This is a genomic window from Tabrizicola sp., assembly GCF_030373185.1.
Classification (GTDB): Bacteria; Pseudomonadota; Alphaproteobacteria; order Rhodobacterales; family Rhodobacteraceae; genus Tabrizicola.
The window spans coordinates 1-12893 of sequence record NZ_JAUCZH010000004.1; the positions used below are offsets into that span (position 1 = coordinate 1).

At 64.1% G+C, this 12893-nt stretch carries 10 protein-coding genes; 1 reads left to right on the forward strand and 9 read right to left on the reverse strand.

Features of this window, described 5'->3' with window-relative positions; translation table 11 throughout:
- Nucleotides 1-303: 303 nt before the first annotated feature.
- Nucleotides 304-1983: an amidohydrolase gene (locus tag QUV21_RS08245; protein WP_300854176.1), complete on the reverse strand. Its 1680-nt coding sequence runs from the start codon at nucleotides 1981-1983 to the stop codon at nucleotides 304-306.
- Between the two features lie 90 nt (nucleotides 1984-2073).
- Nucleotides 2074-3048 carry an agmatinase gene (locus QUV21_RS08250; RefSeq protein WP_300854177.1) on the reverse strand — a complete coding sequence of 325 codons (975 nt, stop codon included), beginning with the start codon at nucleotides 3046-3048 and terminating at the stop codon, nucleotides 2074-2076.
- Between the two features lie 168 nt (nucleotides 3049-3216).
- Between QUV21_RS08250 and QUV21_RS08255 the strand changes: the two genes are divergently transcribed.
- Nucleotides 3217-3603 carry a polymer-forming cytoskeletal protein gene (locus QUV21_RS08255; protein ID WP_300854178.1) on the forward strand — a complete coding sequence of 129 codons (387 nt, stop codon included), beginning with the start codon at nucleotides 3217-3219 and terminating at the stop codon, nucleotides 3601-3603.
- A gap of 55 nt (nucleotides 3604-3658) precedes the next feature.
- Here QUV21_RS08255 and QUV21_RS08260 read toward each other — a convergent pair whose 3' ends face one another.
- The 7 genes from QUV21_RS08260 to QUV21_RS08290 all read right to left on the reverse strand — a co-directional run bounded on the left by QUV21_RS08260 (nucleotide 3659) and on the right by QUV21_RS08290 (nucleotide 12889).
- Nucleotides 3659-4849, reverse strand: coding sequence for an MFS transporter (locus tag QUV21_RS08260; protein WP_300854179.1), 1191 nt, complete (start codon nucleotides 4847-4849; stop codon nucleotides 3659-3661).
- Nucleotides 4846-6315 (reverse strand): carboxypeptidase M32, encoded by a 1470-nt coding sequence (locus QUV21_RS08265; RefSeq protein ID WP_300854180.1) that lies wholly within the window; start codon nucleotides 6313-6315, stop codon nucleotides 4846-4848. Before QUV21_RS08265 ends, QUV21_RS08260 begins: the two co-directional genes overlap by 4 nt.
- Nucleotides 6312-7481 carry a heme A synthase gene (gene ctaA, locus QUV21_RS08270; protein ID WP_300854181.1) on the reverse strand — a complete coding sequence of 390 codons (1170 nt, stop codon included), beginning with the start codon at nucleotides 7479-7481 and terminating at the stop codon, nucleotides 6312-6314. The genes QUV21_RS08265 and ctaA overlap by 4 nt, the downstream gene beginning before the upstream one ends.
- A 118-nt stretch (nucleotides 7482-7599) precedes the next feature.
- The gene (locus QUV21_RS08275; RefSeq protein WP_300854182.1) at nucleotides 7600-8988 is read right to left on the reverse strand and encodes an aspartate aminotransferase family protein; all 1389 of its coding nucleotides are present in this window, start codon (nucleotides 8986-8988) and stop codon (nucleotides 7600-7602) included.
- A gap of 388 nt (nucleotides 8989-9376) precedes the next feature.
- Entirely contained in the window at nucleotides 9377-10033 is a 657-nt protein-coding gene (locus tag QUV21_RS08280; RefSeq protein ID WP_300854183.1) for a GntR family transcriptional regulator, read from the reverse strand.
- Nucleotides 10034-10080: 47 nt separating this feature from the next.
- Nucleotides 10081-11664: a glycoside hydrolase family 43 protein gene (locus QUV21_RS08285; protein WP_300854184.1), complete on the reverse strand. Its 1584-nt coding sequence runs from the start codon at nucleotides 11662-11664 to the stop codon at nucleotides 10081-10083.
- 94 nt (nucleotides 11665-11758) lie between these two features.
- Nucleotides 11759-12889: a Gfo/Idh/MocA family oxidoreductase gene (locus QUV21_RS08290; RefSeq protein WP_300854185.1), complete on the reverse strand. Its 1131-nt coding sequence runs from the start codon at nucleotides 12887-12889 to the stop codon at nucleotides 11759-11761.
- Nucleotides 12890-12893: the final 4 nt, after the last annotated feature.

Below are 12893 nucleotides of genomic sequence, written 5' to 3' on the forward strand. Positions count from 1 at the left end.
CCGATGCGCCCAAACCGCCCGCATATCCCTTCAATTCCAATCAGTCTCAAAGAGCACGGACACAAAACACGCAGCGCGCCAGAACTTCTGGCGTACCTGCCTTCTTGCCTCCAGATTGTCGTCACAGCGATCTTCGTCGCCGCTTCCCGTCCCGTCAGTTCCGCGTTTCCGCTTCTCCTCCGCTTCGGTGAGGGGGCTTTTACGTCCGGTGTCGGCAGGCCGCAAGCAGAAAATCACAAGCGTATGACGATTTTTTCCAGACCGTCCAAAACGCCTGCAAATGAAGCGTTTTGGGCCGGGATTTCAGCTGTCGCTTCCCACAAGTCCGTCCGGGTCATACGTCGTTCGACCCCCGACGATGGTCAGGGTGATTCCTGTTTGCCCCAGATTCTGCGCCGGAATCGTCTCGATATCGCCGTCGATCAGCACGAGGTCCGCCACGAGGCCTTCGCGCAAGGTTCCGGTCAGCCCCTCCAGATGTGCGGCCCAGGCCCCGCCCGCCGTATAGGCGCGCAGAACGTCGGGCAGAGCCACCCGTTCATCCTGACATCCGTCATAAGGAACGCGGGTCAGTGCCGCCTGAATGCCGCGCATTACACTGACATCCGTCACCGGCCAGTCACTTGCAAACGCCAGTGGCGCGCCATGATCGGCAAGGGTCTTCCACAGATAGGCGTCGCGCCAGCGGTCGCGGTGGAACACGCTCTCCATCGTTGCCATCGGAAAATCCATCGCCCCTGGCGGGTGGGGTGGCTGCAAGCTGGCCGTGATGCCCAAGACGCCCAGCCTTGGCACATCGGCCCGGTCGATCAGCTCGATATGTTCGATCCGATGCCGGGCGTCACGCGCGCCATTGCGCTGTGCCGCCGCCTCATAGCCATCAATCGTCTGGCGCACGGCACCGTCGCCGATGGCATGAACCGCGATCTGCAGGCCGCGTCGGTCGATCTCGGCGCAGATGTCGTTGAAACGCGCCGGCGGGAACAGCGGCGCGCCCCGCTCGGTCGTCCCGGGATAGTCCTGCAGCATGAAGGCTGTGCGGCTGTCTACCACCCCGTCCATGAACATCTTGACGAAGCCTGATGTCACCCATTCGCCAGTAAACTCGGCCGCCATTGCGCTGGCGCGGTCCAGTTCCGACAGCTCCATGTGCGGCTTGAAGTGGAACGGCACCTTGACCCTCGCAGTCAGCCTCCCCTCATCGGCCATCTCCTGCAATAGCACGCAGGTGTAGCGGTTACCGTCCATGTTCACCATCGAGGTGATCCCATGTGCCGTACAATGCGCCAGCCCTGCGGCGATCTTGGCCTTGTCCTTTTCGCGTTGTTCAGCCGAGGGCCACGGGTCTGGCTCACCCCCGGTGGCAATGCCCAGTTGCAGATGCGCATCGCCGCCAAGGGCAAGGATCGGACCGAAAGCCTCGAACTCGCGCAATTCGCCCGAGGCCGTGCCATCGTCGGCCATCACCACCTCATGCCCATGCGGCATCACGGCCCCATGAAGGATGCCCGCCGCCCGCAAAGCCGCCGTATTGGCCCAAACCGTGTGATGATCCGGGGACATCATAGCAATCGGGCGATCCCCGATCACCTGGTCAAGATCGTGCCGCGTGACCGGACTATCCAGAATCTCATAGGCTGCCCCTTGTGCCATCAGCAGCGGCAGACCGGGGTTCGCCGCCGCAAAGGCACGGAATGCCGATACCAGCGCGTCGAACCCCTCCACTCCACCCAGTTGCAGTTGAGAAAGCTCATTGCCGCCCAGAACCAGATGCAGATGGCTTTCCACAAAGCCCGGCAAAAGCGACCGCCCTCCCGCATCAACGACCTTGCAGCCCGGCCCCGCCAGTGCCGCCACTTCGGCCTGCCCACCTACCGCCAGAATCCGCCCCCCGGCAATGGCGACCGCCTCAGCCCTTGGTCGCGCCGGATCCATCGTCTGAACCCGCGCATTGGTGATGATCATCTCGGCACTGCCACCCATGGCTTTTCCCTTCCAGTCTGCTCTTTTCAAGAATACTCCGGGTCCGGGGCAGCGCATCGGGGGCCTGCCGCATGCGACGCCTCCCGGAAACTAGCGCGGCGCCAGCCCCGCGACCCGCTCTGCCATCACGCAGAGCATTTCGAACATCAGGCTGATCCCCAGCCACGCCGTCCCACCTGACGGATCGAAGGGAGGAGACACCTCGACCAGATCCGCCCCCACCACATCCAGCCCCCGCAGCCCCCGCGCCACCTGCAAGGCCTGCCACGAATTCGGCCCGCCCACCTCGGGCGTGCCGGTTCCGGGCGCGAAGGTAGGGTCTACAAAGTCGATGTCATAGGTCACATAGACCGGTCCCGACCCCACGATCTCGCGCGCCTCGGCCATCACGTCCTCCGGGCCACGGGCGTGGAACTCGGCAATCGGGATGATGCGGATCCCGTTGGCGGCGGCAAAATCCCAGTCTTCGCGCCCATAGGCCGTACCGCGAATGCCGATCAGGCAATAGCGCTTCGGGTCGATCAAGCCTTCCTCCACGGCGCGGCGGAAGGGGGTGCCGTGGTTGTAGCGGCTGGTGCCGAAATAGATGTCGTTCAGGTCGGTATGGCTGTCGAACTGGATCATCCCGACAGGGCGTTTCTTCGCTACCGCCCGCAGGATCGGCAGGCTGCACAGATGATCGCCACCGCCGGTCAGAGGCAACACCCCGGCCGCGACCACCCGGTCATAGAACGCCTCCATCCGGGCCATCGAATCCATCAGGTCCGCCGGATTGGGCGCCACATCGCCAAGGTCCGCGCAAGCTGCAAGGTCAAAAGGCGCCACCCATGTCGCACCATTGACCGCCCGGATCATCGTGGACAGGTCACGCAACTGGCGCGGACCGTGGCGCGGGCCGGGGCGGTTGGTCGTCCCCCCATCCCAGGGCGCGCCGATAAGACCGATCTGCACCTCTGCGAACCTCGGATGCTCAAACGGCACATGCGGCAGCCGCATGAACGTCGGCACCCCTGCAAAGCGCGGCAGATCAAACCCCGACACCGGAGCGAAAAATCCATCCGCCATTTCATTACTCCCCATTGATTCCCGCCCCATCTGACCACTCCGCACGCCCTTTGTCAGGCCCCGATACGACATCACATCGGCGGGAAACCCGCTTGCGGATGACAGCGCCCCTTGACCGCCCCGGCCTGATCCCGCCTTATCGGGGAACCCTTGCAAGGATAGTCCACGATGTTCTCCAAGACCGCCGACCCCACAGCAGCCCCGACCCCGTCGGTCTCCCGCCCGACCGGCCCGGGGGCCAATGCCGGACGCTCCGTCCTTGGGGCCGACCTTCGCATCACTGGTGAAGTCTCGACCACCGGCTCGGTCGAGGTGCTGGGAGAGATTGACGGAAACATTGCAGCCCACGGTCTGATTATAGGTCAGGAAGGCAAGGTCACGGGATCGGTTACAGCCGCCAGCGTTGAAGTGAAGGGCAAGCTGGATGGCAAGGTTGCCTGCGAAAGCCTCACCCTGCGCTCCACCGCCGAGGTGAAAGCCGATGTGACCACCAAGGGTATTGTCATCGAAAGCGGCGCCATGATCGACGGGCGGTTCCTGAAACCCAAGGGCTGACCCCTGCCGACTTTGGTCGGCGCAAGACCGGAACCGGCGGGCCGTTGTTCCTGCATCAGCTGCTGAACGGATCGGGTCGCCGCGCCAGAAGCCAAAGCGCCAGCACAAGGCCAAGACCCGCCAATCCAAGGCAGGCCGCGTAAACCAGTTGCGGCCCGCCCAGAAGCAGCAACCCCGCGCCCACCGACGGCGCGGCGGCCGAGGCGAGGATCGGGGCCACCGCCACCGCGCCGGACACCACGCCAAAGCCCTGCCGCCCCAGCACCTCGGCAATCAGCACGGGCCGCAGGATCGACATCAGCCCCGCCCCGGCCCCTTGTGCCAGCGCAAAGGCGAAGATCAGCACCGGGGCCGCACCGGCGGACCACAAAAGCGCACTTGCCAGCACCACCCCGCCCAGGGCCGCCAGTGTTGCCTGCCCCGTCGTGACCCGCGCCCCGGCCATCAAGAGCAAAAGCCGCCCCACAACCTGCGCCGGGCCGATGGACGCCGCCGCAAGCGCAGCCATCCCGGCCCCGGCCCCCCGGTCGGCGAACAAGACCAGCACATAGGTGATCAGCACGCCATGGTTCAGGTAGACCGCCGTAAAGGCCGCCGCGATGATCCAGAAGGCGGGCTTGCGCAGCGCCGCCTGCAACGTGCCGGGAGGGGTTGGCGGCACCGCGAGTTCGGCCCGTTCCCGCCGTCGCAGCCGAACAACCGCCACCGCGTTCAAGGGAATGACCAGCAGCATTATCGCTGCAAAAGCCAGAAACCCGCCCTGCCCGCCCACGACCCGACCCAGCCAATGCCCCAGTGGAAAGGCCAGAGTGCCGGCAAAACCGGCCACCAGCGTGACCTTGGTGATCGCGCCCCGCGCGCCTTCGCCCAGACGGCGGGTCAAAAAGGCAAAACAGGTCTCGTACAGTGTGCCTGCCTGCGCCACGCCGATCACGGCCCAGCACAGGATCCAGCCGGTCAGGCTGTTCACCAGTCCCAGCCCGGCAACCCCAAGCGCGGCAAGCCCCGGCAACCAGATCAGCATCTCACCGCCCAGACCCCGGTCAACCAGACGTCCGGTAAAGGGCGTCAACGCCGCCATGATCAGAAAGGCCAGCGTTGGACCAAGCGCCAGTTCTGCCTTGGTCCAACCCGTTGCTGCAGCAAGATCGGGCAGAAGGGCGGGGAAGGAATAATAGCAGCCCGCGTAGATCAGCGTCTGGCCAAGGGCCAGCAGCCAGACTGCGGGGCTGTCACTTCCGCTCACAGCGCGTAGATTTCCCCGAACTTCGCCTCAAGGTAATCCAGCAGTGGCGCTTCGGAAGGCTCGAACCCGCAGGCCTGCGCCACCACCTCGCGCGGCAGATAGCGCGCGCCGTGCCGTTGCAGCCGGTCGCGCATCCAGGCCGTCGCAGCACCAACATCACCCCTGGCCATCTGGCCGTCCAGCCCCGGCACCTTGGCCCGCAGCGCCTTGACCAGACAGCCGGCATAGACATTTCCCAGCGTATAGGTCGGGAAATAGCCAAAAAGGCCGCAGGACCAATGCACGTCCTGCAACATCCCGTTTGACGGCCGGTCCACCGCCACCCCGAAATCCGCGCGGAAGCGGTCATTCCACGCCGCCTCAAGGTCGGCCACGTCCAGATCACCCTTGATCAGCGCCCGTTCCAGATCAAAGCGCATCATCACATGCAGATTGTAATGCACCTCGTCAGCTTCGGTGCGGATATAGCCCGCATGCACCCGGTTCACCGCGCGGTAGAACCCTTCCGCATCGGGGATCCCGAAATCACCGAACACCTCGCGCATCCGGCCAAAGAGCCAGCCGGTGAAGGCACGGCTGCGGCCAAGCTGATTTTCATAGCTGCGGCTTTGGCTTTCATGCACCCCCATGGATGCCCCCTGCCCGATCGGGGTCAGCGCATAGCTTGCCTCCACCCCCTGCTCATAAGCGGCGTGGCCAACCTCGTGGATGGTTGAATAGAAACAGTTGAACGGGTCTACCTCGCTGACCCGGGTGGTGATCCGCACGTCATGGCCCGAGCCGGAGCTGAACGGATGCACCGCCAGATCAATCCGCCCCCGATCCCAGTCATAGCCAAAGACCGTCGCCAGTTCCCGGCTCAGCGCCATCTGCGCTTCGGAGTCAAACCGCCCGACCACGCCCTTCGGCGCCCCCGCTGCCAGAACCTTTGCACGCAAGGCCACCAGCCTTGGCCGCATCGCGGCAAACATCGCCGCTATCTCGGCCCCGGTCATGCCGGGTTCGTAATCGTCGACCAGCGCATCATAGGGATCACCGCCTTCTGCCAGCGCCGCCCCTTCCTCGCGTTTCAGGGCCACGACCTGTGCAAGCGTCGGCAGGAACCCCGCCACATCCTCACGCGCCCGCGCGCTGGCCCAGATGCCTTGCGCAAGCGAGGTGACACGCGCGATCTCTTCGGCCAACCGTGCCGGCACCTTGGAGGTGCGCACAAAGCTGCGCCGGATCTGACGCAACTGCGCCTCGCCCACCGCATCGGGGGCCACCGCCGCCGCCAGCCAACCAGCAATCCGCGGATCGGTGCGCCGGGCATGCAGCACCGACTCCAACGCGCCGATCTCTTCAGCCCGCTGTCCGGCGGCACCTTCCGGCATCACCGTTTCCTGATCCCAGCCCAAGCGACCCGCCACTTGCGCCAAAGCCTCGGTCTGGCGCTGGAATGCCATCAGTTCATCATACGCGTTCATGCCGTGCCTTCTCGGATCGACCCCGCCACGGGGTACTGTGAAAGATAGCGCGCCCGCAGGATCAAGACCCACAGGATCACCGCGCCAATCTGATGGGTGATCGCCACATGCATGTGGGCGACCGTCAGAACCGTGACGATGCCCAGCACCATCTGCGCCACCAGCATCGCCATCACGGCATGAAAGGCACCTTGCGTCGCCCGGTAGGCCGACCGACGCCCCCGCAGCCAGACCACAACACCAAAGGCAAAGAGCAGATACCCTGCCATCCGGTGCATGAACTGCACCAACCCGGGGTTTTCAAAGAAAGCATGCCAGACCGGCAGACTGCCCCCCGCCCCATCCGGCACATGAAAGGCATCGGCCGGGAAGAACTGGCCGTTCATGTCTGGCCATGTCGGAAAGGCGCGACCCGCGTCGATGCCGGCGACCAGCGCGCCCAGCAGGATTTGCAGAAAGGCGAAATGCATCAATCCGGTCGACAGACCAAAGAGCTTCGCCTCGCGTCCGCGCCGGGCGGTCATCAACTCGGCCTCCGACCGGCCAAGGAGCAGGACATACCAGCCCAGAAAGCCAAGGATCACAAAGGCGAGGCCCAGATGCGTCGCCAGCCGGTAACTGGCCACAGCCACCATTTCCCCGGTCAGACCCGAGGCAACCATCCACCAGCCGATCGCCCCCTGAAGCCCGCCCAAGCCCCCCAGCAGCAAAAGCCGACCCGTCCAGCCCGGCGGGATCTGCCTTGTCGCCGCAAAACCGATGAAACCCACCGCCCAGACCAGCCCGATCAGCCGGCCAAGCTGGCGATGTCCCCATTCCCACCAATAGATGACCTTGAAGTCCTCAAGGCTCATCCCCTTGTTGACCAACTGATATTGCGGGATCTGGCGGTACTTGTCGAACTCTTCGGCCCATGCGGCTTCGGTCATCGGCGGCACGGCCCCGGTGACCGGGCGCCATTCGGTGATCGACAGGCCCGAGTCGGTCAGCCGGGTCATCCCACCCACGGCAATCATTGTGACCACCAGAAGGAACAGCGCAATCAGCCAAAGCCGGATGCCCCGCCGCGCACCCCGAGGCCGCGCATCAATGCCCCCGCCAGTGGGGGCGACAGCGGAACCCTGCCCCGCCCCGACCTCTTCGAAAATGCTGCGCTTTCCGGCCATGCCCTGCCCCTTATCCGATGGGCGGGACACTAGGCCCCGCCTCACCGGCCTTCAAGACCCTGCGGCAAAGCGGCCGCATGCGGAAAGCCTGATCCGACCCGAAGGTCAGACCTCGGACCTAGGCCACAGACACCCCGTCGGCCTTCAGACCCTGATAGCATTCATCAAGGCTTTTTTTCGCACGGTCGACCAGAATGTCGATCTCGGCCGGGGTGATCACAAGGGGTGGCGCAATGATCATCCGATCCCCGACAGCCCGCATGATCAGGTCATTGGCAAAACACCGCTCGCGGCAACGATAGCCGACATTCGCCTCGTCCGAGAACTTGGCACGCTTGGCCTTGTCGGGCGTCAGCGCGATGGAGCCCATCAGGCCGACCAGCTTGGCCTCCCCCACCAGGGGGTGATCAGCCAGAGCGTCCCAGCGTTCCTTCAGATAGGGGTGCGCCACATCGCGGACATGTTCGACAATATGTTCGTCCTGCATGATCCTCAGGTTTTCAAGCGCCACCGCCGCCGCGACCGGATGACCGGAATAGGTGTAGCCGTGGAAGAATTCCCCAGCGCCGCCAACAACCTCGGCCACCTCGTCACAGACGATGCTGCCCCCGATCGGCTGGTAGCCAGAGGACAACCCCTTGGCGATGGTCATGATATGCGGCTTGATGCCAAAGGTTTCGGACCCGAACCAGTTGCCGGTGCGGCCAAAGCCGGTGATGACCTCATCCGCGATCAACAGGATCCCGTATTTGGTGCAGATGCGCTGAATCTCTGGCCAGTAAGTCTTTGGCGGGATGATCACACCGCCCGCCCCCTGAACCGGCTCGCCGATGAAAGCCGCCACATTGTCCGGCCCGATCTGGAGGATCTTTTCCTCAAGCTGGCGCGCCCGGGCCAGGCCGAAGTCGTCTTCGGACATGTCGCCACCCTCGCCCCACCAGTAAGGCTGGTCGATATGTTCGATTCCGTCGATCTTGCCACCATGCGCATGGATCGGCTTCATGCCGCCAAGGCTGCCGCCGCCCATGGTCGAGCCATGATAGCCGTTCCAGCGCGCGATGATCGTCTTGCGCCAGGGCATGCCCTTGACGTCCCAGTAGCGGCGGACAAGGCGGATATTGGTGTCGTTTGCCTCGGACCCCGAACCGGCGAAAAAGACGTGGTTCAGATCGCCCGGCGCGAGCTTGGCAATCTCGGCGGCAAGCGCGATTGCCGGGACGTGGGTGGTCTGGAAGAAGGTGTTGTAATAGGCCAGTTCCTCCATCTGCCGCGCCGCGACTGCCGCCAGTTCCTTGCGGCCATAGCCGATGTTCACACACCACAGGCCAGCCATCCCGTCGATGATCTTGTGACCCTCGCTGTCCGTCAGCCACACGCCTTCGCCTCGGGTGATGACCCGCGCGCCCTTGGCGGCAAGGCCGGCCTTGTCGGTGAATGGGTGAAAATGGTGCGCCGCGTCCAGACGTTGCAGTTCAGCGGTCGGCAGGTGGTTGGTGATCATGTTCATGCGGCTTCCCTCGCGGAATCGGCAGGGCCTCGCACCCCGACTTGGGGGCAGGATATGATCAAACGTAGCAGGCTTCAAGAAATTTGATCAAATTTCTGGAAAGCCACTTCCATCCTTGAGCCAAACAGCCCCGAACAGCCATGCACGCGTTCCGCGCAAGCCTTTCCTCTCGTCGTCGCGTGCCGCTCCTTCTCGGCTGACGAGGGGCCAGCCCCTCGAGCTCCCCGGAGTATTGGCAAAAAGCGCAATCGACTTGCTCTTTTCCAAAATACTCTCAGGGGGTTTGGGGGCAGAATGCCCCCATCGTCAGAGCCGGTTGCGCGCCTGCGCGCAGAGGCGAGGGAAAAGCCGTGCGCGCCAGCGCTCGATCTGGCCGGGGGAAACGGACTCAGGGCTCTTCGGCGAGGGCCTGACGGACGTGGTCCAGACCTTGCTGGATGTCTTGCTCGATGGCGGCGGAAAGGGCCTTGGCATCCCCTGCGCGCATCGCGGCCAGTGCTTCGCGGTGCAGGTCCGGGGCGGTTTCGCGGCCGTATCGGTCGATCACGGCACGCAGGGACGGCCCGGCACGCAGCCACAGCGACCGGACCAGGTCGAGAAGGACCGGAGCCCCGGCCGCTTCATAAAGCGCAAAGTGGAAGGCGTGGTTGGCGGCAAGGTAATCTGGCAGGTTTCCGGCCTCGATCGCCCGGTTCACCGCCCCGTCGATCACCTCAAGCCGGTCGATCTGTTCCGGTGTCAGGCGAGGTGCCGCAAGCTCGGCCAGCCTTGGTTCGATCGAAAGGCGCGCGAAGGCCACCTGATCCAGCATTTCGGCCGAAAGCTCTGGCACGGCCACACGCCGGTTGCCTTGCGGCAATAGCGCGCCTTCCGCTGTCAGGCGCCGGATCGCCTCACGCACCGGGGTCATCCCGGCCCCAAGATCGGCGATGAGCCCCTGAATGGTGACCGGGGCGCCGGGGGCGAGATGGCCATAAAGGATCATGTCGCGCAGGCGCGTATAGGTGACCTCGTGGCTCGGTATCTTCCGGTTGTCCGCGTCCATCGGGGCTCCATTCTTCTGTCCCCTTTATGCCCGCATCTGCCCGGCAATCAAGATGTGATCAAATCCAGTTCCGCATAGCGGAAGCCTGTGACATCCGCCGTCCAGCCCTGACCGGTCAGGTCATGGGCAACGACGCCCACAAAGGCGCCAGTAAAGGACGCATGCTCTCCTCTGCCGCCTTCGTCCGACACGAGCGAAGCATCGAGGACCGGGCCAACTTCCACCCCATTTATCAAAAGATGTTGCGCGGCGCGGTTGACGCTGACGCCGATCGTCACCTTGCCGTCTGCCACCGGAAACTGCCCGTGGCAGGTCAGCGCCTCGCCCGGCCAGTCACCAAGACAGGACACCAGTGTCACCACCCGCTGCCCCGCTTCACGCGTGATCAGGGCGGCGTGGAACTTGTGCCGGTTGTAATAGGTGATCAGCCCTGCCGCGCATTGCCAGTTCGGCGGGTCGCAAAGGAAATCGGCCTCGGCGTGGTAGGCCGGTTCCTCTTGCCTGCGTGCCACAAGGGATTGCTCGAACCATGAGCCAAGACTTTCACGCCCGGTCAGGCGCAGGGCGCTGCCGGTCAAGGTGAACAGTCGTTCGGGATGCGGCGTGCGCAGCCATTGAAACTCGGATGGCAGGCTGTCGCCCGTGAAGTCATGTTCGACCGATGTCGGCGGGGCCCGATGGGCAGGCAGATCAATGGTCGCGGGCGCCAATTGCCCGCCCTCCTTCAGCCAAAGCCAGTCGTCGCGCCAGATCACTTCGGCCAGCCCGGTTTCACGGCCCGTGGCGCAGAACGGGCCGCGCGGGCCAATCTGGGGCCGACCGCACAGAAAGCTGTGCCAGTGCCGCCCGTCATGGCCTTCGACATACTGGCCGTGGCCCATCCGCTGGATCGGGCTGTCGGGAGAAAAGCGGGCAGTGATCAGGTGCTTTTGCGGATGCGTCTGATATGGACCGCGAATGTTGCGTGAGCGGGCAAGTGTCACCGCGTGATCATAGCCGGTGCCACCCTCGGCAGTCGTCAGGTAATACCAGCCGTTGCGGGCAAAAAGATGCGGCGGCTCGGTCAGGCCCAGGTCGGTGCCGGTGTAGATCGTCGTGACGTCGCCCAGAAGGCCGCGTTCGGGGTGCCATTCCTGCAACTCGATCCCGTCAAAGGCGTCATGCGCGGGATTGAGCCCGGTTCCCTTGCCGCGGTGGTTCCAGCGCATGTTCAAGAACCATTTCCGTCCGTCTGCATCGTGAAACAGCGACGGATCGAAGCCCGACGAGGTGACATAGGTCCGGTCCGACCAATCGCCATCGATGGTATCGCAGGTGACGATGTAGTTGTGGGCGTCCTTGAACGCGCCATCGAGGCGTTTGACATCCGTATAGACCAGCCAGAACTTCCCGTCGGCATGGGAAAGGCAGGGCGCCCAGATGCCGCAACTGTCAGGGTTGCCGCGCAGGTCAAGCTGGCTTGCCCGGTTCAGGGGGCGGCAGACCAGCGTCCAGTTCACCAGGTCGCGGGAGTGGTGGATCTGCACCCCCGGATACCATTCGAAGGTGGATTTGGCGATGTAGTAATCCTGCCCCACCCGGCAGAAACTCGGGTCAGCATTGAAGCCGCGCAGGACAGGATTTTGCAGCATTTTTCAACCTTTGCAATCAATTGCGGGCGGGGCGCCCCCTCATTCGCCCCGCCCGCTGGGCCGCCCCGGAAGGGAGGTGCCGGGGCGGTCGTTCCTAGACCAGCAACGCGCGCGCCTGATCGGGCGACAGCGCCGCCGGGCGGGTGCAGGTGGTGGTCAGGGTGACGAACTGTCCGGTCTCTCCCGAGGCCAGGCAAGCCATCATCACATCCACGCCGTGCAGCGTACGTTCCAGCGAGCAGCGCGCATCCCGACCTTCGGTCAGGGCCGCCACCATGTCGGCAAGTCCTGCCGTCCGGTAATTGGCCAGATCGCGGCCGTTGTGGTGCTGGTTGACCTTGCCGAACGGGTGGTCCCAGGGCTCAAGCGCGGTCAGGCTGCCGTCGCGTCCACCGATTTCCACCGTGCCGCCAAAGAAGTTGGGGTCGGGGACGTAAAGCGTGCCTTCGGTGCCATAAAGCTCAAAGTGGTTGCGCTTGTGGTGCCAGACGTCCCAGCTGGTGGACAGGTTGATCGTGGCGCCGTTGTGAAATTCAATCAGGGCGTGGATGTTGGTCGGCGTCTTGACCGGAACCTTCTCGCCCGTGCGCGGACCGTTGGAGATGGTGCGCTCTGCCTCGGCCGATGAGGTCAGCGCCCCTACCCGTTTAACCGGACCAAGGAAGTTGATCAGGTTGGCGATATAATAGGGTCCAAGGTCCAGCATCGGCCCCGCCCCCGGCTGGAAGAAGAAATCGGGGTTGGGGTGCCAATGCTCCATCCCGTGATTGAGGACGGCGGCACAGCCCGCGGTGATGGTGCCGATCCGGCCCTCGTCCAGCGCCGCGCGGGCCTGCTGATGCGCACCGCCAAGGAAGGTGTCAGGCGCACAGCCGACAGCAAGACCCTTCGACTTGGCCAGATCGCGCAGGGTTATCCCTTGCTCCAGCGTCAGGACCAGCGGCTTTTCGGAATAGGCATGCTTGCCCGCCTCCAGAATCCGCTTGCTGACCGGGTAATGCGCATCGGGGATGGTGAGGTTGATCACCACATCCACGTCCTTGTTGGCCAGAAGGTCATCGACCGACTGCGACTTGGTGTTGAATTCCGCCGCGCGGGCTTTCGCGGCCTCCATGTTCACATCGGCGACCGCGCGCACCTCCAGCCCCTTGAAAAGGGGGGCCAGCCGAAGATAGCTGGTCGAGATGTTGCCGCAGCCAATGATACCCAAGCCAAGATTTGCCATTTTT

Bases quoted from the DNA above. Each gene is read 5' to 3' on its own strand.
- QUV21_RS08275 (WP_300854182.1), bottom strand. From the start codon at position 8,988: ATGAACATGATCACCAACCACCTGCCGACCGCTGAACTGCAACGTCTG.
- QUV21_RS08265 (WP_300854180.1), bottom strand. From the start codon at position 6,315: ATGAACGCGTATGATGAACTGATGGCATTCCAGCGCCAGACCGAGGCT.
- QUV21_RS08280 (WP_300854183.1), bottom strand. From the start codon at position 10,033: ATGGACGCGGACAACCGGAAGATACCGAGCCACGAGGTCACCTATACG.
- QUV21_RS08255 (WP_300854178.1), top strand. From the start codon at position 3,217: ATGTTCTCCAAGACCGCCGACCCCACAGCAGCCCCGACCCCGTCGGTC.
- QUV21_RS08245 (WP_300854176.1), bottom strand. From the start codon at position 1,983: ATGGGTGGCAGTGCCGAGATGATCATCACCAATGCGCGGGTTCAGACG.
- QUV21_RS08285 (WP_300854184.1), bottom strand. From the start codon at position 11,664: ATGCTGCAAAATCCTGTCCTGCGCGGCTTCAATGCTGACCCGAGTTTC.
- QUV21_RS08250 (WP_300854177.1), bottom strand. From the start codon at position 3,048: ATGGCGGATGGATTTTTCGCTCCGGTGTCGGGGTTTGATCTGCCGCGC.
- QUV21_RS08290 (WP_300854185.1), bottom strand. From the start codon at position 12,889: ATGGCAAATCTTGGCTTGGGTATCATTGGCTGCGGCAACATCTCGACC.
- ctaA (WP_300854181.1), bottom strand. From the start codon at position 7,481: ATGGCCGGAAAGCGCAGCATTTTCGAAGAGGTCGGGGCGGGGCAGGGT.